Source organism: Streptococcus danieliae (genome assembly GCF_013415245.1).
Taxonomy (GTDB): domain Bacteria; phylum Bacillota; class Bacilli; order Lactobacillales; family Streptococcaceae; genus Streptococcus; species Streptococcus danieliae_A.
The window spans coordinates 1-21,111 of sequence record NZ_JACBXX010000084.1; the positions used below are offsets into that span (position 1 = coordinate 1).

17 protein-coding genes and 1 pseudogene are annotated in these 21,111 nt (G+C 46.6%); 6 read left to right on the forward strand and 12 right to left on the reverse strand.

Going from position 1 to position 21,111, the window contains the following annotated elements:
• Positions 1–505: 505 nt before the first annotated feature.
• Positions 506–1,705: an MFS transporter gene (locus HZY94_RS03050; RefSeq protein ID WP_179924962.1), complete on the reverse strand. Its 1,200-nt coding sequence runs from the start codon at positions 1,703–1,705 to the stop codon at positions 506–508.
• Positions 1,706–1,708: 3 nt separating this feature from the next.
• On the opposite strand from HZY94_RS03050, the gene HZY94_RS03055 reads away from it, so the two are divergent.
• Together HZY94_RS03055 and HZY94_RS10740 are read left to right on the forward strand one after the other, a co-directional pair.
• Entirely contained in the window at positions 1,709–2,038 is a 330-nt protein-coding gene (locus tag HZY94_RS03055) for an IS3 family transposase (RefSeq protein ID WP_179924963.1), read from the forward strand.
• A 15-nt stretch (positions 2,039–2,053) separates the two neighbouring features.
• Positions 2,054–2,326, forward strand: a complete 273-nt coding sequence (locus tag HZY94_RS10740) for an IS3 family transposase (RefSeq protein ID WP_373683178.1) — start codon at positions 2,054–2,056, stop codon at positions 2,324–2,326.
• 183 nt (positions 2,327–2,509) lie between these two features.
• Here HZY94_RS10740 and HZY94_RS03065 read toward each other — a convergent pair whose 3' ends face one another.
• From HZY94_RS03065 to HZY94_RS03085, 5 genes are read right to left on the reverse strand one after another with little or no spacing between them, the layout of a single operon-like run.
• Entirely contained in the window at positions 2,510–2,701 is a 192-nt protein-coding gene (locus HZY94_RS03065) for a hypothetical protein (protein ID WP_179924964.1), read from the reverse strand.
• A gap of 41 nt (positions 2,702–2,742) precedes the next feature.
• Entirely contained in the window at positions 2,743–3,519 is a 777-nt protein-coding gene (proC, locus tag HZY94_RS03070; RefSeq protein WP_179924965.1) for a pyrroline-5-carboxylate reductase, read from the reverse strand.
• 9 nt (positions 3,520–3,528) lie between these two features.
• Positions 3,529–4,767 (reverse strand): glutamate-5-semialdehyde dehydrogenase, encoded by a 1,239-nt coding sequence (locus HZY94_RS03075; protein WP_179924966.1) that lies wholly within the window; start codon positions 4,765–4,767, stop codon positions 3,529–3,531.
• Positions 4,768–4,775: 8 nt separating this feature from the next.
• On the reverse strand, positions 4,776–5,840 hold the full coding sequence (gene proB / locus HZY94_RS03080) for a glutamate 5-kinase (protein ID WP_179924967.1): 1,065 nt from the start codon (positions 5,838–5,840) through the stop codon (positions 4,776–4,778).
• 39 nt (positions 5,841–5,879) lie between these two features.
• Positions 5,880–8,252, reverse strand: coding sequence for a pullulanase (locus tag HZY94_RS03085; protein ID WP_179924968.1), 2,373 nt, complete (start codon positions 8,250–8,252; stop codon positions 5,880–5,882).
• A gap of 143 nt (positions 8,253–8,395) precedes the next feature.
• On the opposite strand from HZY94_RS03085, the gene HZY94_RS03090 reads away from it, so the two are divergent.
• Both HZY94_RS03090 and HZY94_RS03095 read left to right on the forward strand, forming a co-directional pair.
• On the forward strand, positions 8,396–8,935 hold the full coding sequence (locus HZY94_RS03090) for an ECF transporter S component (protein ID WP_179924969.1): 540 nt from the start codon (positions 8,396–8,398) through the stop codon (positions 8,933–8,935).
• A 139-nt stretch (positions 8,936–9,074) separates the two neighbouring features.
• Positions 9,075–9,482, forward strand: a complete 408-nt coding sequence (locus HZY94_RS03095) for a DUF4430 domain-containing protein (RefSeq protein WP_179924970.1) — start codon at positions 9,075–9,077, stop codon at positions 9,480–9,482.
• Positions 9,483–9,579: 97 nt separating this feature from the next.
• Here the strand turns inward: HZY94_RS03095 and HZY94_RS03100 are convergent, their stop codons facing one another.
• The 6 genes and pseudogenes from HZY94_RS03100 to HZY94_RS03130 all read right to left on the reverse strand — a co-directional run bounded on the left by HZY94_RS03100 (position 9,580) and on the right by HZY94_RS03130 (position 18,810).
• Positions 9,580–10,224 carry an ABC transporter ATP-binding protein gene (locus tag HZY94_RS03100; protein ID WP_179924971.1) on the reverse strand — a complete coding sequence of 215 codons (645 nt, stop codon included), beginning with the start codon at positions 10,222–10,224 and terminating at the stop codon, positions 9,580–9,582.
• 1 nt (position 10,225) lies between these two features.
• Positions 10,226–12,243: pseudogene (locus HZY94_RS10475) on the reverse strand (DUF1430 domain-containing protein).
• A 97-nt stretch (positions 12,244–12,340) separates the two neighbouring features.
• Positions 12,341–12,637 carry a lactococcin 972 family bacteriocin gene (locus tag HZY94_RS03115; RefSeq protein ID WP_160333475.1) on the reverse strand — a complete coding sequence of 99 codons (297 nt, stop codon included), beginning with the start codon at positions 12,635–12,637 and terminating at the stop codon, positions 12,341–12,343.
• A gap of 451 nt (positions 12,638–13,088) precedes the next feature.
• Positions 13,089–16,625, reverse strand: a complete 3,537-nt coding sequence (smc, locus tag HZY94_RS03120; protein ID WP_179924973.1) for a chromosome segregation protein SMC — start codon at positions 16,623–16,625, stop codon at positions 13,089–13,091.
• Positions 16,606–17,313 carry a ribonuclease III gene (gene rnc / locus HZY94_RS03125; protein ID WP_160333407.1) on the reverse strand — a complete coding sequence of 236 codons (708 nt, stop codon included), beginning with the start codon at positions 17,311–17,313 and terminating at the stop codon, positions 16,606–16,608. The genes smc and rnc overlap by 20 nt, the downstream gene beginning before the upstream one ends.
• Before the next feature lie 105 nt (positions 17,314–17,418).
• On the reverse strand, positions 17,419–18,810 hold the full coding sequence (locus HZY94_RS03130) for an APC family permease (RefSeq protein ID WP_160332919.1): 1,392 nt from the start codon (positions 18,808–18,810) through the stop codon (positions 17,419–17,421).
• A 182-nt stretch (positions 18,811–18,992) separates the two neighbouring features.
• Between HZY94_RS03130 and HZY94_RS03135 the strand changes: the two genes are divergently transcribed.
• Together HZY94_RS03135 and HZY94_RS03140 are read left to right on the forward strand one after the other, a co-directional pair.
• Positions 18,993–19,946 (forward strand): permease, encoded by a 954-nt coding sequence (locus tag HZY94_RS03135; RefSeq protein WP_228064541.1) that lies wholly within the window; start codon positions 18,993–18,995, stop codon positions 19,944–19,946.
• Positions 19,943–21,037 carry an Mbeg1-like protein gene (locus HZY94_RS03140; RefSeq protein WP_179924974.1) on the forward strand — a complete coding sequence of 365 codons (1,095 nt, stop codon included), beginning with the start codon at positions 19,943–19,945 and terminating at the stop codon, positions 21,035–21,037. The genes HZY94_RS03135 and HZY94_RS03140 overlap by 4 nt, the downstream gene beginning before the upstream one ends.
• Positions 21,038–21,111: the final 74 nt, after the last annotated feature.

The following is a 21,111-nucleotide window of genomic DNA, read 5'->3' on the forward strand; positions in this document are numbered from 1 at the left end:
ATTCATTATAGGTCATATGGGGCTTTTTTTGTACCTCAAAAAGCCCTATAATCCCTATTTTGGGTCGTTACCCACTATAGAAATTATAGAGCCGTTTTTTAGTTATCTATGAATAATTCGGGAAATCATTTACATTTACTAATCAAGGTACATATTTGTAGAGACGGATTGACTAGACTCCCTGCGAAATTTTTGATAAGGCGACTCGACAGTTTAAGGTCATACCAAAAGAAACCTTGTATATTGGGGATTCCTTTGAAAATGATGTCGAAGGTAAGCACAAAGCCGGTTGGTCCTCTGTCTGGTTCAACCATCGCCACCGACCAGCACCAGCTGGAGGTGAATGCCTCATAGACTTTGAAGTTCATAGCCCCCAAGAACTCCTTGAAGTCATCACTGGATTCTTTTAGGCCAGTCGGCCTAGGAGGAAGACATCCATAACAACTTTTCTCTGATCACTGTAACGCACAAAACCCTTGGAACGATTCATTCCAAGGATTTTTGATTAATTATTTTCTGACTTATCCTCTCTGATACTAAAATTCATTATTTTTCTATTTAAGAAAATCCAAATTGTTACAGCAGAATAAATAAACGCTGCAATCAGGTAAATAGACTGTATTCCAATTTGGCTACTTAAATAACTAAAGATTAGTAACGAGCTCGATGAAGTAATCGTTAAAATAAGCTGTCGTAAAGTAAAAATACGTCCGACAGAATATGTGGGTGAATTTTCTTGTATCAACGATTGCTGGACTAAATCTCTGATTTGGTAAGGAATCCCTATTAAAAAATTAATAACCAAAGCAAACCAGGCAATTTTATTAAAAGCATAAATACCTGTCAAAATAGCAACTAGGAGTGATGAACCAAAAATAACTTTTCCTCCCAACCTAGAAACAGCTTTAGAGTACCTGATACTGATAATACCACCTAATATAGATCCAACAAAATAGGCTGCTCCTTGAAAGCCCCACCATTCCTCTGGTAAGCCCAAAAAACTAGTAGTAAAAAATAAGAGAAAGGTTTGTGTCCAAATAACATTCGCAATGGACTCACATGTGTCCATAATGGTTACATTTCTCAATTCTGCAATATGGAATAAATCATCCCATCCTTGCCGCACTCTCTTACGATACGAGAGCGAGTCTGCTTGTACCCTATATTTGACATCAATTTGCCGCAAAAGAACTACCGATAGAAGCAACAAAATGATGATGAGGTAAAACACTACGAATGGTTTGAGCACTAAAACAACTGGTATACCAAGAGTCCAAATAGCTGTCTGAAATATTTGAATGACAGTATAGAAAATTCCATTTAAACGAACTCTATCATCCATAGCAATATGTGCCAGTAAGACACCCTGTGCAGGTGAGAGAGCGCTCCCTATAAAGCTCAACAAAAATGTCATCAGTAATACAGTAGGGATACTCGTATAGGTCACCGCCAACACCATGATAAGAAAAATTTTACACAACGATGTTCCTGCCATAATTCCCTTGGCTGAGAGTTTATCAAATAGGTTGGACAGTAGAATACTGCCCAATATTTTTGCAACTGAGCTAATTACTAGAATCATACTCGTCTCAAATAAGGACTGACTCTTTTGATAAACAAAGAGTATTAAAGCCATATCCAGCAATACTCCTGCCAGTATAGTCAATACTTGAGAGATTAAAAACTTGATAAAAGATTGATTCATTTCATGATTTCCCATTCAAAACCTAAAAAATCTGATACAGACCTAGAAGAAAAAGTTAAATCAAGTTTCGAGAATAGCCGTAAAACCTATGGGACTAGATGCATTAAGTCCGATCTTGAGGATCAGGGAATTACTGTTTATCGTCGTAAAATTGGTCAAATTATGCAGAAATACAAATTGATTTCCAAATATACTCTTACTGCTTTTAAGCCCGGCAAGAGTGCTTCAAATAAAGATGATTTACTAAATATTGTAAACCAAGAATTTAGTGCAGATAGACCGATGCAAAAACTCACTACAGATTTAACTTATATCAGAGCAAGTGGAAAATAGTGTTAGGCGTGTCTTATTCTTGACTTGTATAATCGTGAAATTGTTGGTTGGTCAGTCGGCTCTAACAAGAATGCAGATTTGGTACTTGATGCGATGAAAAGTATTCCATATGATCTTGATAAAGTTGAAGTTTTCCATACTGACAGAGGGGCTGAATTTGTTAATGCGTACAAATTTAAGTCCTTAGAACAACTTGCCCTACTAACACACGATTATATTCATTGGTGGAATCACAAGCGTAAACATTCTACACTGAACAATTTGTCGCCATTAACATTCAAAGCTTGAAGCAAACTAGCTCCGGCTTGAGGTTGAGCTGAGTAGTGATAGGCTGGTTTTCCAAAGGCTGCTTATGGCAGCTTTGTCAGCCGGTAAAATCACTACTCAGGAGACTCAAGGTCAAGCCGGAGTGAACGATGAAAACTCCTTATAAAAAGTGTCCGATTTAGGGTTGACATTACACTCGAATAGTCATGTTGACAAATCTTCTTTATTCTTTTCGGCCTTTGCTTTACGGATTTCCATCAAAATACCAAGGAACAGCACAACCAGGCCGGCTAAGAGTCGTGCGAGCCAAACATTTATCGGTAAACTTTCGAAGATGGATAAGGCAATCTTGCCGATCATCACGTAAATGATCAGTTCCAACATGAATTTAAACATAGCTAAGTTCTCCTTTCACGATTGCAGGAGCAGGGTGCTTTCTACTGGCCCAGTTCTTTGGTTTTTTGGACAGCTGCTTTGGTCGCTTCCATGAGAGCGGCGCGGAAGCCATTTTTTTCTAGGCTGACGACTCCTGCGATGGTGGAGCCGCCTGGGGAGGTGACTTCTTGGCGAAGTTGGGCGGGGTGTTTGTCGGATTGGAGGGTCATCTGGGCAGTGCCAAGGAGGGTCTGGGCGACTAGGGTTTGGGCGTCTGAGGGCTTGAGTCCTTGCTCGATACCTGCGTCGGTTAGGGCTTCAATCATTTGGTAGACGAAGGCGGGGCCGCAGCCAGCGAGGGCGGTGGCTGCGTCTAGGAGGTTTTCTGGAAGCTGCATGAGGCGGCCGCTTGCGGCGAGTAGGTGTTCAAGGAGGGGGGCTAGGTCTGGGTTGGCTAGACTGTAGGTGGTCATGCCTTGGCCGATGGCTACGGGTGTATTGGGCATGATGCGGATGGTGTGATCGAGGGGCAAGTGCTGGGCTAGGCTAGCTAGGGGGAGGCCCGCTGCCATGGACACCCAGATTGTCTCCGGCTTGGCTAGGGGGGCTAGGTCTTCAATAAGACTGGCTAGTAGGTGGGGTTTAAGGCCTAGAAAAACCACATCTGCTTGACTGACTAGGTCTGGGTTGCTCAGGAGCGTTCCGTTTGTCAGTTGAGCTAGGGTTTGGGCCTTGGCTGGGTTGTGGTTGCTGAGGAGGACTTGATGGCCTGGGACTTGCGCGACAGCTTGAGCCAGGGCACCTCCCATATTTCCGGTACCAATAAATCCAATTTTCATGGGCACCTCCTAGCGGGTCTGGCCTTGGCCTTTGATGACATACTTGTAGGTGGTCATTTCTTGCAGTCCCATGGGACCACGTGCATGCATTTTTTGGGTGGAAATGCCGAGCTCACAGCCTAGGCCGAATTCGCCTCCGTCTGTGAAACGGGTGGAGGCGTTGACATAAACGGCTGCCGAGTCAACTAGGAGGGTGAAAAGATCGGCGGCTTGGGTGTCGGTGGTCACAATGGCTTCTGAATGGCCACTGGAATGGTGGTTGATATGGCTGATGGCAGCCTCCAGCGATGGGAGGACTTTGACAGCCATGATGTAATCCAAAAACTCGGTATCAAAATCCTGGCTACCAGCTGGGATAGCTGCTTGCAGGTAGGGCTGAGCAGAGGCATCCGCCCGCAATTCGACCTTATCAGCTAGGGCAGCTTCAAAGGCTGGTAGGAAATCGGCTGCAATGTCCTGGTGGACTAGGAGTACTTCGGCTGCATTGCAGACAGAGGGACGACTGGTTTTGGCATTGACGGCCAGAGCGACTGCCATCTCCAGGTCAACCTGCTGATCAATATAGACATGGCAGAGGCCTGTCCCTGTTTCAATTACGGGAACAGTCGCCTGTTCGACAACGGCTTGGATGAGGCCGGCTCCACCACGTGGAACCAGGAGGTCAATTTTGCCTTTGGCGGTCATCAGTTCCTGGGCGGAGGCTCGGCTTGTGTCCTGCACCAACTCTAGGACTCCTGGATGGACTCCAGCCTGCTCCAAACCTGTTTTCAAGGCCTTGACGATGGCTTGGGCAGAGTTGAAGGCTTCCTTACCACCACGGAGGATGACTGCATTGCCACTCTTGATCGCTAGGGCGGCTGCATCCGAGGTGACATTAGGGCGGCTTTCATAAATCATGCCGATCAAACCGAAGGGAATCGAGCGTTTCTGAATTTGTAAGCCATCTTCACGCACGCGCTCCTCTAACACCAGACCAACCGGATCTGGCAAATCAAGCAAGGCCCGAATGCCTGCAGCCATATCCGCGATCCGTTCGCGGGTTAGAAGCAGACGATCCTGCATGACCGGACTAATCTTTCCCTGTGCGGCGGCCATATCTAAGGCATTCCCGGCTAGGATGGCATCCGCTTGCGCTTCCAATTGATCAGCCATTGCTGCTAAGGCCTGATTTTTCACCTGGCTGCTGGCAACATTGATGGAGGCCTTGTGCTCCAAAAGTGAATCCAATAATTCCTGTGTACTTGTCATAATCCCTCCTATAAGCTGACCCAATCATTGCGATGGATCAAGACTCCTTCTGCTCTGCCTGCTTCTAAGTCAGCGGACGCCAAGCGGACGCGCCCCTTGCCAATTAATTGATGCGACTCCTGACTATAGACTTCTACCACTTGACCAGCCTCAAATTCGCCTTCCACTTGAGCCACTCCTGCGGCTAGTAAACTGCGTCCCTCCTGTAAGAGGGCCTTGGTTGCTCCGGCATCAACTTCGACTAGGGCGTCTACCCGAGCATAGAAGGCCATCCACTGTTTCCGCTGATTCATGGCTTGGTCCTGAGGTAAGAAGTAGGTGCCGCGATTCGCTTGCGTGACAGCCTGCAAAAGGGCTGTATCTTCTTTGGAGGAACAGATAAAAACTGGAACTCCGGACTTGGTCGCAAGAGCAGCCGCCTGTAGTTTGGTAATCATCCCGCCTGTTCCATTGGCAGAACCAGCCCCTGCTGCCATGGCAAATAGCTCTTCATCGATCTGCTCAATTACAGGTAGGTGCCGGGCCTCTGGATCCTGATTAGGATTGGCTGTGTAGAGACCATCCACATCTGTCAGCAAAACCAAGAGATCGGCCTTGAGCAGGGAAGCCACTTGGGCTGACAAGGTATCATTATCCCCGACCTTGATTTCCTCAATGGCGATGGTGTCATTTTCATTAATAATGGGCAGGGCTCGTTGCTTGAGCAAAACCTGCAGGGCTTGCGAAGCATTCTGGTAGCGTCTGGCATCCGCAAAATCATCCTGGGTCAGGAGGATCTGGGCTGTCGCAATCCCGTCCTTCATCAGATTCTGGCTATACTCTTCAATCAAGAGTCCTTGCCCGACTGCAGCAGAGGCTTGTTTTTCAGCAATCTTGGTCGGTCGTTTCGCAAATCCCAAGCGGCGAAAGCCTGCCGCAATGGAGCCCGATGTCACCAATACAATCTGGTGTCCCTGCTGGTGGAGCTGTGCCAACTGATTGGTGATACGGGCGATCTTGATCCGGTCCAAGTGACCATTCTCCTGGGTTAGGGAAGATGTCCCCACTTTAAATACAATGGTTTTCTCTGCCATAGTTCTCTCTCCATTTTTAGTTAGGAAAATTATACCACATTAGAGGCGGATTTTCAGAACCACTCCGGTCAAGGCTTGGAGGATCAAGTCTGTCCCTTGAATCCGGAAGCCGACTTGTTGCGCGGCTGGAATCCCTGCTAGATTAACTTGTTCGCCATCAACCAGGACCTGGATTGAGCTGGCATCGGCTAGGTGGGCAAGGGACAGGGAGCGCTGCTGGTCATCGGCATTGACCACTACGACCAGTGATTCAGCAGGATTCAAAAGGAAACGATAGGCGATCAACAGATCTTCCTGATTCCCTGGGGTAAGAAGCTGGACCTTTTGATCCACCTGCTTGCGATCAGACAGGCGGAATACCCCTTCTGCTTTTCGCAAGGCAATCAAACCACGGGTATAGGCCAGTGTCTTCAGGGCATCGGGGTGACTAGCGGCATCGCGGACCTTGGACCAGTCAAAGCGGTTCACTGCATCAGAGGCGTCGTAAGAATCATGAATAAAATAGGGAAAGCGGAAGGGCTGGCCTGCTTGATCCTCTAGCAGGTAGGACTTATGCGGCGCCAGGGCTGGAGCAACCGGCTCCTCGAAGTCCGGATGGCGGAATTGCTTGGTCCGGCCGTATTCCTGACCTGCATGGAGAAAAATGGTCCCTTGGGCTGTCAGCAAGAGCAGCTGGCCCAGACGAATCCGCCGGTGAATCTCAGCTAAATGGGCTGGGACCTCCGGGTCTTTCTGAATCGATTGGGCAATGATGTCGAACAAGGGCAAATTATCATGTGCCTCAATGTATTGCACCACATCACCCGGCTGATCAGCCTTAAAATTGGTCGGCTGAGCCTTCAGCGATTGGAAGAGGTCATGAATCTTGATCGCACCTCCGGTTAGAAAGGCCGGCTCCCCTTCTGTCGGATAGCCCGACTTAAGGCTATTGCGGAAATGGTCTGAAAAAACAGCGACTTGATCGGTCTGATCCATCCAATCCTGATCGGCTGCTGGTCTAGAATCGTCCTCGTCACCCACATAGGTCCGCCAGCCTTCCCCAAGAATCAAAACCTGTGGATTGAGCTCCTGAGCCAGCTGAGCTACCTGCTCTAAGGTCTCCGCATCATGGTCTCCCATCATATCAAAACGGAAACCGTCCACCTTGTAGACATCGAGTAAATAAGCAATCGAATCTAAAATTAAACGACGGGTCATGGCATGAGTTGAGGCTAGACGACCACCACCAAAACTGGTTCGGGCCTCCCCATCCGCATCCATAAAATGATAGTAATGAGGCTCCAAATCCTCAAAAATCCCCAACTGAGCTGTATGGTTGTAGACCACATCCAAAATGACTCCCATTCCCCGCGCATGAATGGCCGCAATGAGATCTTTCAATTCCTGAATGCGCAAGGCTGGATCGGTTGGATTTACAGAATACATCCCTGTCAAAGCGAAATAATGCTGGGGATCGTAACCCCAGTTATAATTAGTACCTCCAGAAGCATAATCCCACAGCCCCTGACTTGCCTGGAATTCATCTGCCAAATAATAGCTAAGAACGGGTAGAAGCTGAATATGGGTCACGCCTAGTGATTGAATGTAGTCCAACCGCTCTTCCATGGCCTGAAAGGTACCAAAAGGAGCCGCTAATTCATCCAGGACTTCTGGATCAGAGGTGAAATCACGGACATGGACTTCATAGATCACGGCATCTTCCCGCCTCTTATAACCTGGAATTTCTGCAAAAGCCAGGTCCCCTCGACCTGTTTTCCGAGGATCCAGAATGGCTCCTTTGGCTACCTGATAAGCTAGACCACGATGCCGCTGCTGGTTCGACCAAGCCGCCAAGGATGGGGTATAAGGATCTAACACGCGCACCACTTGATCTGCCCGCTGAATTTGGTAGTGGTAGAAATAGCCCTGTAAATCTGCCAACCCCAAGTCGGCTCCAGCATCCAGCTCTAAAAACCAGACCCCCTTAGAACTTGCCTTCATAGGAAGAATCGCCAACTCCAAATCTACATCCTTTTTATCATAGAGAACCAGCTCCACCTGCTGCGCCGAAGGAGCCCAGAAGCGAAACTGGACCTGCCGCGCTCCAGCTCTGACTTCCAAGCCCAAGGGCCCCTCATAGGCAGAAAGCTGATCCAGCAACTGCCAGGCCAAAAAACTGGTCACTTGAGAATCTCCTACTTGCACCCGGTAAGGAGCTGCGGCATTCGTGGCCAAGTGTGCCTGAATCCGTAACGAACGGCCTTCCTGCAACCACTCCACGCACTCCAGTTCCAGTCGTTCCCCAGCTGTATCCCAGACCTGTACTTCTGTTGATAACCGATCCAAGTTTAGATCACTAGGTTCGGCTAAGTACAGGATGAGCTCCTGATCACTGATTTGCTTGGCACTTTTTAAGGAAATTACTGGTCTCATTTTTTCATCCTTCCCCACTACTTTTTATTGTGAAATCGCTTACTATTATAAACACAAAAATACCAGCTGTAAAGCATAATCATTGGACAGGGCCTAAAAGCCTATGTTAAAATGATTTTGAAATCGGAAAAAGAGGTATATCTATGGATAAGCGTGTAGGATCCAGTCGTCGCCTAGCCTTTTTGGCGGTCATGGCAGCCTTTTGTTTTGTGGGACGCCAGATCACCGCCGGCCTCCCCAATATCCAGCCAGTCACAGCGATTTTAATGATGTTGACCCTCCAGTTGACCTTGGCAGACGGCATCATTGTGGCAGCCTTGACCATTCTCATTTCCAATATTTTCTTGGGAATGGGACCTTGGACTATCTACCAGATCCTGACCTATACCATTCTGATGGCTGGCCTCTATGGCTTACGCCCCCTCCATAGGAGGCTGGCCAGCAAACCCAAGCTCCGCTTGGTCCTCTTTGCCTTGGTTGCCTTCTTCTTTGGCTTCCTCTACGGCTTTGTCATTTCCTTTTTCTCCGCCCAAACTTACAGCGTCAGCAATTTTTGGGCCTACTATCTCCAAGGTCTCCCTTTTGACCTCCTCCACGCCCTCGGCAACGCCCTCTTCTACCTGATCCTGGAACCCATCCTAAGTCCCCTGATTCAGGTTTTACGCAAACAATACCATTTTTAATACTACTTTCAATCTAAAATCATTGCTCAAACTATTTTGAATTCAAACTAGGCAGCGAGACGCAGGCATAACTAAAGTTAGACAAGTCGAAGCTAACGACGTGTGAATTCAAAATAGAAAGAGTATAAGGAGTCTTTTTATGAAAAAACTTACCCTACTCGCCCTTACTGCCCTAGCCCTCACAGGCTGTGCAACTAATAACCAGTCTGCTACAGAATCCTCCTCATCAACGGCTTCTAGCAGCCAGGTTGTGGAGTCCAAAATTACCCTTTCTGTTACCCAAGACGGTCAAGCTATCGAAAATAGCCCCTTTGAACTTTCCTTCAAAGAAGGCGACAAACTGCTAGACGTCATGAAAGCGCAAATGGATATTCAAGAAGAAAACGGCTTGGTAACCTCTATCAACGGTGTCAGCCAACAACCAGACGAACAAAAATACTGGCTCTTCGATGTGAATGGTAAAATGAGCGACAAAGGTGCCCAGGACGTCCAACTCAAAGACGGTGACAAAATCGACTGGAAACTCGAAGCCTACCAAGGAGAATAAAATCAAGCAGCCGTGTGGAAACAAGCCACACGGCTTTTTGTATGGCAAAAGAGTCCTAGCACAAGGCTAAGACCCTTATGGTAGCGAGTATCTACTCCTATAAATCTAAATCCTGCAAAGAATCCATTGTGATTACTTCATCAGCCAGCTCCCACACAACTGGATTATGAGTTGCTATGACTATTAGCCGATTAGGGGCACGAAGGGAAAGTAGAATTTCCATAATCAACTGAGATGTCATAGGATCGATAGAAGCTGTCGGTTCATCTGCCAAAATAAATGGTGGGTCTTTTAAGATTAGCTTTGCTAGAGCAACGCGTTGAGCCTCACCACCAGACAACTCAAAAATCGGCTTATCTAGCTTCAAATAAGACAAACCAACACGCTCAAGAGCCTGTTCTTCCTTCTTATGTTGCTCATTCTTAGACAATTTTTGACCGATCAAGCCTAGCTTTAAATTTTCTTCAATTGTTTGATCCTCAATCAAACCAAAATTTTGAAACAAGTACCCTAGCTCATGACGGAAAAAATCTGTCGACCGATAACTAGCCAAGTCTCGATTCCGATAGAAAATAGTTCCATCATAAGATTCTAATTTTCCTATCATATTCATTAGAGTTGTTTTCCCACTACCGCTTGAACCAATTAAAGCATAAACTTTCCCAGCTTCAAAAGTTATGGAAAGATTCGAAAACAAACGCCTTTCCCCAAAAGCTTTACTCACATTTTCAAGGCGAATCATATTAACCTCCCTTTAAAACAAGCGTACTCATTTCATTTTCTTTTCTAACTTGATTCTGTAGCTGTAAAATGGAAAGAATGGTAAAGAATAATAAGGCCAACAAGGCAACCAGTAGCTCTACTTCCAGAAACAGACTAGCTACAAATCCCAATAAAAAGACGGCTATTTGAACGAAAAGATAGTTGCGATGAATTTCTAAGAAGCCTAGACCTGAAATTCGTTTAATAAAAATTCTCCGTCTAAATTCTTCGAAATAAAGCCTATTCATGCTACTAAACAGTAAGATAGATGTGGCTACTCCAAATACAACTCCTATAAACAGAATCCAACGTTCCCGCTGAACATTCTCTAACAACTGAATATAGATTTGAGAAGCGGGTTGTAATTCCCCAACCCAGTTTTTGATTCCTTGCTTCTCAAGTAACTCTTGAATATCTGATAACTGATTAAAAAATACATAATTCTGTATAGCATCCGACCAAAACAGGACTGATTGCTCTCCTGTCGATTCTGGTGTCACTACAACAATAATTGGATCTTTTAGAAACTGCTGGTAGGAAATCGGGGTGCTATTGTAAACAAATCGGTCCTTACCCGATTCTAAATAACCCACTGTCGCTTCCATCTCTTGACGGCTATCTTTACTGGCCATACGATTTGTCATATCTTCCTCAAAAACAGATTTATAGTGTCCCTCTTCCGAACGAAGGAAGTCAGGTAACAATAAGACAAACTCTCCTATATCTAAATGCTGTAATTTCTCATCAATCGCAACATCTACAGAAATATTTTGATGTTTCAAATATTGTGGTGTGACAAAAAGGACATTACCAGAAGGACCATAATCCTGCCAGTCTGTAGATAGGGATAAATTTTTAGAGGAATTGATTCCATTTTGCATCACACGATCAACCAATTGGTGTCTCGCTAACAAAGCTTTCTGCTCTGATACAGCCTGAGATACTAACTGATACCAAATCTCCTGTTTCCTTTGCATATCCTCATTATTCCCCCCACATCTATACCCTCACGGCTAATAGAGAGGGAAATAAGGTCCTTCTCCTGAATCCATGCCTCCTGCCCTTGTTTTTGTTGTTCCCAGGCTTTTGAATAATTCAAACCACTTCCCATTCCCACCGAAATGATTATAATAGCTAATAACTGTCCCATTAAAATAAGACTAATAACACCTCTAACAGGAATTTCCCCCTTAATCATTTGCATCAAATGGACCTTCTTAACACCAACTGCAAATAACTGAGCAAAGAACAGATCAATCAATAGTAAAAGTAGATTATAAACGATTAACCCCACCACAATTGTCATAAGGGATATAGACGGAAGCGAGAACACAAATTTCAAAATAAAAGTAAGGATTCCTCCAACAGCTAAACCGACTCCTATCGATTTTAAATCTTGCACAAGCGGTCTAAGAAAAATGGACCACCGTCGCTCTCCTGAAATAAGCCGAATACCTGAAGTCTTCAAATAACCAATCTGGCTGATAAGAGTCAATGAAGCAAATGTTAATAAGAAAATTAGTAATCCAATTAATTGAAAACCATTGCTGACCACTAAAACTAGTGTAGAAAATTGAGATGGGCTTGATAGATACATATTGGTTAATCCAAACTGACTTAACTCCTTCTTCAATCTTTGAAGATCTAAGTCACCTTCAAAGATAAAGTAATTCGTCTCAAGACTAAGATTTTCAGCCTCTTTATAAGTCTTTTCCAAAAGTTCACTTGGCAGCTCTCCCCTTCCAAAAGTCATATAGGAGAAAACCGGTTTCCCTTCTGAATTCGGATCTTGAGATTGAATTGCAATCAGACTATCGGTTTGATACGCCAGCCTATCCAAAGCTTCTGCTACTTGTTGAAAATGAGTCTCAGGACTAGAGTCAAATACAGCAATATTCGGATAATAGTAGGATATATATGTATCACTCCAAATTGTCAAAACCCAAACAAAGAATAAACTAAGCAATACATTCGATATAACAATGAAAACTTTCTTCATCATCTGCCTCCTAATTCCAAAATAGGGGGCAGAAATAATTCCGCCCCCAAAAATGAACTAATTCATTATAGCAATCAGAAATGTTTTACGGCAATCTCTACCAACCTGCATCAAAGACAACATACTCTCCAACATTTGTATTGATGAATGCATACGAAGTTGCATGAGCTCCCGCATAAGCAGTTCTCTGATTATTCCGAGCTGTACTGCCTACATAAGACCAATGATGCTGGCCTCCATGATAATAATTTGAGAAAGCTCCCCAATTATTTGGATTATGGTGTGCTCCATAAGTCCACTCCCCTCCACGATGAGAGACAGCCGAAACAGGGAGAACGAAGGCTACAGATAAAAATGCAATAACCATTATGACCAGTTTCTTAGTTTTCAGCATAAGATTACTCCTTTATAAAAAGATATAAACTATCAAAGTAACTCCACCTTTGGGTATATCAATCTGAACACAAATATCTTTTCCTCCCTTCCACAGATAGAGACCCACTTTTTATAAGCTCTTCATAAATTATCCCGAACAATACCTATTACTTTCCATCATCAAATTTTTTCAAGGAATCCTTAGGATTACAATCAGCAGCCAGTTTCTACTCAAAACTTATGTATAAAATAGGAAAGGGAAGACTTTTATCCCAAACTCGTATTGTATACACTGAGTTTTTTCGTCCTATAAGCTTTGGATTGATAACGCTTTCTTTTCTTACTCTAACTATACCATGGTTTCTTTTTTTTCAAATAAAACATGCTACAATGTTCAGAAAAACGCTATCCCCCCTTCTCATCAATCATCTACGAGAAGGGGGGATAGCGTTTTCTTAATTTTCGGTTGACTAACTGCCTTCTTCCAGATCCTTAAGACGGACGGAAACCAGACTGGAGACTCCTGATTCCTGCATGGTCACGCCATACATACTATCTGCGGCGGCCATGGTTCCTTTGCGGTGGGTTACGACGATAAATTGAGAGCGTTGGTCAAAGCGTTTGAGGTAATCACCAAAGCGTTTGACATTGGCTTCATCCAGGGCTGCCTCAACCTCATCCAAAATCACAAAGGGAATGGTCTTGACGCGAATAATGGCAAATAGTAGAGCCAAGGCTGACAAAGCCTTTTCGCCACCACTCATCAGATTCAAAGATTGGATCTTTTTACCGGGTGGTTGAACAGAAATCTCTACACCCGCGACGAGGAGATCAGGATCAGTTAAGAAGAGGTCGGCTTGACCGCCTCCGAACATTTGACTGAAGGTTTCCTTGAAGCTCTGGCGAATAGCTTCAAAGGTTGTTTGGAAGCGTTCGCGAACTTCTTGGTTCATCTCATCCATGGTGTCCATCAATAGACTCTTAGCATCCAGGATATCCTGGCGTTGACCCATTAAGAAGTCATGCCGGCTCTGTACTTCTTCATATTGTTCTAAAGCTGCCAGATTGACAGGGCCGAGGGCCTTGATGGCCTGCTCCAGGTCTTTGACTTCGGCGCGTGCCTGGTCCAGGTCTTGAACAGGCTGGACCTGCTCACGCGCTGCTTCAACTGTTAATTGATAATCATCGGTTAGGCGTTGCAAGTCCCGGCGCAAGGCTGTTTCTAGGTTGGAGCATTGCGAATCCAGTTGGGCTTCTTCACGAATTAGACCTTCGTTTTCAGACCGAGCTTGGTCTAGTTGGTCATTGAGTTCTTCAACCTGGGCTTCTAGGTCTTCCTTTTCAAAGCGTAGGCGGATCAAGCTCTGTTGGTTAGACTCCTTTTGCGTCTGGGTTTCCTGAAGAGCTTTTTCCAAAGTATCGGCCTGGCCTTGCAATTCTTCCAGAGATGCCAATTGCTGGAGGCGACTCTTTAGGTCTTCTTGCTCCTGGTTGATGCTGGTCAACTGAGCTGTTTTGGCTTCCTGCTGACTTTGCAAGAGGGTGAGTTGGCCTTTTTTGCTGGTTTGCTCAACCAGGAGGAGTTGAAGTTGTTCTTCCAGTTCCTTGACCTGATCACGGTGCGCATCCTTGTTTTCTCGTAGTGCCTCTAGGTCTTGTTCCAGTTTGATTTTTTCCTGCCCCAGTTTCTGAAGCTCCGCTTTCAAAGCTGTCACCTGTTCTTGTAAGTGTGGTGTTTGTTCAAGACCTGCTCTCTGGGTCTTTTTGTCTAAGAGAGTCTGGAGGCGGTCTACATCACTTTGGGCTTGTTCCCAATTGAGGCGGATGGCTTGTTCCTTGTGGCGAATAGCTTCGCCCTTTATTTTCAGCTGATCCAGCTCTTCTTGGTCTGCATCTACCTCTTTTTTAATTGCGGCCAAGGCTGCTTCCTGCTGACCCAGTTGCACCTGGGCTGCCTGGAGTTGCACTTGAACCTGCTCCAACTCAGGCTTGAGCAAAAGGCTCTGATTATTGCGCTGGCTCCCGCCGGCATAGGCACCACCGGCCCGAATTTCAGTCCCGTCTAGGGTAATCAAACGCAGGCGATAGTTGAGCTGCCGAGCGGCTTGCCGGGCCTGGTCAATGGTTTCAAAAATCGCAATGGTTCCCAAGAGGTTCCCATAGATGCCGGCCAGTTCTGGATCGTAGGCGATAACATCAACAGCCATTCCCAAAAAGCCTGGAGCTTGCGCCAGAGTAGCTGCCTGTTGCTCCGAAATCGTCCGAGCCTGAATCCGTGTCAGAGGAAGGAAGGTAGCCCGACCTGCCCGCTGTTTTTGGAGATAGGCAATAGCCTGAGTGGCAGCCTCTTCGTCTGCCACAATCAAATGCTGACTGCTGGCACCCAGGGCTACATCCAAGGCCTGCTGGAACCGGAGGTCAAAGCTGAGATGCTCACTCACCACTCCCCGAATTCCCGGCAGACGATCTTGAGCCATCAAGACGCTGCGCACACCCGCATAGAGATTGGAGTGGTTGGCTAGAATATTTTCCAGACTTTCCCTACGTGCATCTAGTTTACGAACTGTCTCCAGCTGACTGAAATAGGCTTCTTGGTGCTGCTGATAAGACTGACGCTGCTGCAGAAGTTTTTGATCCCGCGCTTGATAGTCTGCTAGGGCAGCAGCCAGCTCTTTTTCAACAGCTTCTAAGTCCCCACTTAAACGGTCCAGCTGTTCCCGGGCCGCTTTTTGTTGCTGGCTCAATTCTTGCCGTTCTTGACTTTTCTGAGAATCCCGCAAGACCTGGGCCTCTAACTGGGTTTCCAAAGCGGTCACCTGGTTACTCAAGTCCGCCTCCCGGCGTAAGAGTTCCAAATAATCTTCCCGTAATTTTTCCAAATGACTCTCGGGATCCTCGGACTGACTCAGCCGTTGGCGGAGCTCCTGCTCTTCAGTCTGCAAGACCGATAGGCTTTGCCTCTCTGAGGCCAACTCCTCATCCAACTGCTCCAGAGCTGCCCTCAGCTCGACCTCTCCTTGTCCCAAAAGCTCCAGACGCTTACGCCCCTCGGTCTCCACTTGACCCGATTGCTGACTTTCTTGCTGCAACAAGGCTTGCTTGGTTTGATAATCCGCCACTAAGGACGTCAAGGCCAATAAATCTTCCTGCTTCTTGGTCATCTCCGCTTCAACTGCCTGACTCTTGGTCCGGCAAGTCTGTAAGTCCTCCTCCAGGGCCCGACGGCGCTCTTTAAAGGAACTCAACCGGTCCTCAACTTGACTTAGAGCGGCAACCACTTGATCCAGCTCCAACCTTCCTTGATCCAATTGCGCAAGGATTAAATCTAAAGTAGCTTGAGAACGCCGACTATCTAAGGTTTGAAAACGGCGGGCCACCTCCGCCTGTTCTTTGAGAGGAGGGAGCTGCAAATCCAGCTCATACAGAATATCTTCCAGGCGATCTAGGTTTTCCTGGGTTTGTTTGAGCTTGGATTCAGTCTCCTTCCGCCGGGTCTTGTACTTCAAGACACCCGCAGCCTCTTCAAAAATCGCCCGACGCTCCTCTGGCTTACTGGTAAAAATTTCCTCGACCTTGCCCTGGGAGATTATCGAAAAGGAATCCCGCCCCAAACCAGTATCCATAAACAACTCATGGATATCCTTGAGCCGAACCTTGCGGCCATCGATCCGATACTCACTATCCCCATTGCGAAAAATCTGCCGTTCAATCTGAACCTGCTCCCCTTGACCGGTCAAGTACTGGTCCTGGTTGTCCAAGGTCACCCGCACACGGGCATAGTTGAGAGGAGACCGGGACTCTGTTCCCGCGAAAATGACATCCGGCATCTTGCCCCCACGCAGACTTTTGACACTGGATTCCCCCAAGGCCCACCGAAGACTCTCTGTAATATTACTTTTCCCTGAGCCGTTGGGACCGACAATCGCGGTTACACCTTCATCAAAGGTTACAGTTGTCTTGTCCGCAAAGGATTTAAAGCCCTGGATTTCAATTTCCTTTAAGTACATCTGCTTCCCTCTCAGCGATGGCCTTCTTGGCCGCCTCTTGTTCCGCTATTTTTTTCGAGCGTCCCGTCCCCTGGGTTAGCTTTTGGTCATTTAAGAAAACACCCACCAAAAATTCCTTGGCATGGGCTGGTCCAGACTCCTGCAATACCTGGTAGCGGATTTGGACATCGCCACCAGCCTGCAGAATCTCCTGTAATTGTGTTTTGTAGTCCACCACACGCTCAAACTGACCTGTTTCAATTTTGGGGATAATGTGGATAGTGATAAAGGATCGGACAGCATCAACACCCTGATCCAAAAGCAGGGCTCCTAGAAAGGCTTCGAACAGATCCCCCAGGATGGTCTCGCGATTGCGTCCGCCATTTTTTTCTTCCCCCTTCCCCAGGCGGATGTATTGGTCAAATTTACAGTCCCGGGAAAAACCGGCAAGACTTTCCTCCCGCACCATCATCGACCGTAATTTGGACAATTCTCCTTCAGGTTTTTCCGGAAAATGGCCATATAAATATTCCGAAATCAAGAGCTGTAGAACAGCGTCTCCTAAAAATTCCAAACGTTCATTATGTGAAATGTTTAAGAGACGGTGCTCATTAGCATAAGAAGTATGGGTAAAAGCGGTTTCCAAGAGGGTCGTATTGCCAAAAACAATTCCGAACTCTTGAGTCAGCATGGTTGTTAAATGGTTCATAGAAAGCTCCTTTTAAATTCTGTAACTTATTGTATCATGATGCGGCTATCCAAGCAAAAGAAGAATGAAAAAATCCACTAAAAAACCGTCCTCAAAAGGACGGTCTTATTTGTTCAAGGCCGAATAGTTTTGGCCATATAAAAAATAGATAAGGCTGCCCAAGATAATGGAAATCCCAAAGGCCAACCAGGTAGCCCCATCATACTGAACCATAAAGGAGAGGCAGATCAAAATGGATAGGATTGGCAAAAAGGGTACCCAGGGAGTTTTAAACTCTTGGGAACCGGGCAAGCCCTCAACCTGCCGTAAACGAATGAGTCCAAAGGCCAAAATAATCAGGTAGGCCAAGGTCACAATGTTTAGGAAGGAAGCCAGACTAGCGAGAGGGAAGACCCCTGCAAACAGGGCGGCAAAGAATCCCACCAGCAAGGTCGCATTGGTCGGCACCTTGCTCTGGGGATCCAATTTCCGAAAGGCCTGCGGCAATAAGCCATCACGCGCAATCGAATAAATCATCCGTGACAGAGCATAGGTCAAGGAAATACATACGGTGATCAAGGTTAGAATCGCTACCAGGGACACATAGTTGGCAGCCCAGCCTAGATTGGCACTGCGCAAGGCAAAGGCAACTGCATCCGGCACATTCAACTGCTCATAAGGCACAATCCCGGTTAAAACCAAGGTCACCAAGATATACATCACCGTCACCACAACCAAGGCAAGACCGATACCACGCGGAACATTCTTTTGTGGCTCCTCCACTTCATCCACAGCCATAGACAAGGACTCGTATCCTAAAAAGCTAAAGAACATAAGCGAGGCACCAGCCATAATCCCTGTTTTAGCCCCGTAGAGAGAACCAAAGCCAAAGGGAGCAAAGTTACTCCAGTTAGCTGGTTGAACATAGAAGACCCCAACTAGAATAAAAAGTAGGAGCGCCGAGAATTTCAAGACCACCAGTAAAGAATTCAAGCGCAGAGCTGTTTTTGACTGCAAGAGTACCACCGCTGTGACAAACACAACCACCAGGACCGGAAGCAGGTCAATATAGGTGCCCGCTTCTGGGTTAAAGGTGCCACTCAGAGCCTCAGGCATCTCCCAGCCAAAGGAAGCCAGTAGGCCTTTCAAATAGCCAGCCCAACCAGCAGCCACGCCCGACACTGCCATCAAGTATTCTAAAATGGTAAACCAGCCCACCATCCAGGCAGGATACTCGCCGAAAACGGAATAGATATAGGAATAGGCCCCACCCGAAGCCGGAATCCGCGAGGCAAATTCGGCAAAAAAGAGAGCCGACAAGCCGACACAGAAGGCGGAAACAATAATTGAAATGACCAGGGCTGGACCAGCCAGCGTAGCTGCTCCAATCCCGGTAATGGTGAAAATCCCTGTTCCCACCATAGCTCCCGTCCCTAAAAACAAGAGATCCCGCAAACCTAGATGGCGCCGCATCTCCGTCCGTTGCTGGCTACCATCCTTTTTTCGAAATGCTTTCATATTTTACTCCCTTTAATTAAACACCTCTTATTCTATCACAGGACTGCCATTTTTAATACTTATCTGATAGAAAAAATAGCCAAAGCCTCCCCCAGCAAAGACTAACTAACTTCTATGGTATACTAATAACCGAATAGAGGGCGAGAAGCAAGTGGAGGAGGCTGAAGCAGACTGCATCCGTCTTGCCAAGGAGGGCTCCTCTAACAGCCCTCCTGTCCTCAAACCTATTTACACAAAGCCCATTTGAAAGGAGAATTCTTATCGTTACTGTTATTCTGATCATTTTGATGGTCCTATCTATCATTTATACTGTGGCTCTCGGACGGAGAGCCAGTCTGCCCGTCCTATTTGAGCGAGGCCCCAAGACCCTGACCGGATTTGCTATCGGCTTTGTCACCGACTTCCTGGACACCCTTGGGATTGGCTCTTACCTAACCACAACCGCACTTTTCCGAGCAACCCGCTATCTGGACGATGACCGCCACCTGCCCGGAACCCTCAATGTTGGCCATACACTGGCCCTCCTAGCGGAATCCCTCTTCTTTATTACTGCCGTACAGGTGGAACCACTAACGCTTGGATCAATGGTTCTAGCAGCCACCATCGGGGGCCAAGTCGGCAGTCACATTGTCAGCCGCCTAAACCGACAACTGATTTTACGGACCATTTCCATCGCCATGCTGGTAACCAGTACCCTAATGCTCAGTCGGATTACCGGTCTGGTCGACTCTCTTGGTAGTGGTAATACTGCCATGGGACTTAGCGGTCTTGCCCTCCTTATCGGAGTTGTTGGAAACTTTATCCTCGGTGTTCTCATGTCCGCCGGTGTTGGCCTCTATGCTCCTTGTATGGTTATGGTCTACCTCTTGGGGATGAATCCACTTGCAGCCTTCCCTATCATGATGACCTCCTGTGCCGCCTTGGCACCTGTGGTTTCCTTGACCTTTATCAAAACCGAAAGCTATCATAAAAAGGGCTTGGGCTGGTTTATTGTAGGTGGTGTGATTGGGGTTATCATTGCCGCAACCCTAGTCAAGAGTCTCTCACTCGATGTACTGAGCTGGATTATCGTTTTTGTCGGCTTCTACACAGCCCTCACCCTGTTCCGAGCTAGCCAGAAAGTGGAACCTGCATGAACACCTTAGACTACATCAAAAAGGTCCAATACGATGATCTCTACGATCGCCCCTATGGGGAAATCGACTATCTTCTTTTAGCCGAACTGAGCTATCTCCCCTTTGATGATCTCGTTTCTTCCAGCTTTGCGACCCAACAAGCAAGCCGATTGGTAGAATTGGCTCCACAAATCCCTAAGGATCCATCACCTCTGATGACCGAGCGCTACCAATTGCTAGAAGCTATGGTTGCCAGCAAACGCTATAAAAATCTCAAACTCATGGGCTTTGAAAACACGATTGATCCCGCTGAAAATGTCCAATTTTCAGCCCTGGTCTTCTGCCTCAAACCCAAGACCTTTGTGATTAGTTTCCGGGGAACCGATGATAGCTTGGTCGGTTGGAAGGAGGACCTCCTCATGTCCTATCAAACAGAGGTGCCTGCCCAGTACCTGGCCAAATCCTATCTCCAGCAAGCGCTAGAGGCCCTGGAAGGAGAAATCTATCTGAGCGGTCATTCAAAAGGGGGCAATCTGGCTATCTATGCAGCTAGCCAAGTGCCTGCCGATCTTCAGGAAAAAATCAACCAAATTTATTCCTTTGATGGTCCAGGACTCCACACCAGTGTTTTAAATAGTTCCGACTACCAGAATATTCACGAGAAAATTCAACGCTACATCCCTGAAAATTCGGTGGTTGGAATCCTCCTCCATTCGCAAGCTCCAGCTCAGATTGTTCAGAGCACGGTGCGCAATGGTCTGTCCCAACACAATACCTTTACCTGGGAAATCAGTGAGCATGCCTTTAAACAGGCTCCGGAACTCTCTGCTGAAAGTCAGCAATTGGAAGCAACCATGCTCCAGTTGATTGAGCAGGTGCCTGATCAAAATCTGGCCGAAGTCATTCAAACCTTCTTCTCGATTCTTGAAGAAGGAGGCATCACTTCGATCAACGCCTTTCTCCAATGGGATGCTATCAACTCTGTCTTGAAAGTCATCCAAAGTAGCCAAACCTTGACGGCCCAGCAAAGAGACCTCCTCTTTAGTTTTGGTCAGGCCTTCCTCCAACTACGCCAAAAAGTTCGGCGGGAAGCCCCTAAAAAAGACTCTTAAGTGAGACCAAATGAAAAATAGCAGAGCACCTAAACAGCCGAGTTGCTGATCAGGTGCTCTTTTGGTATACTAGA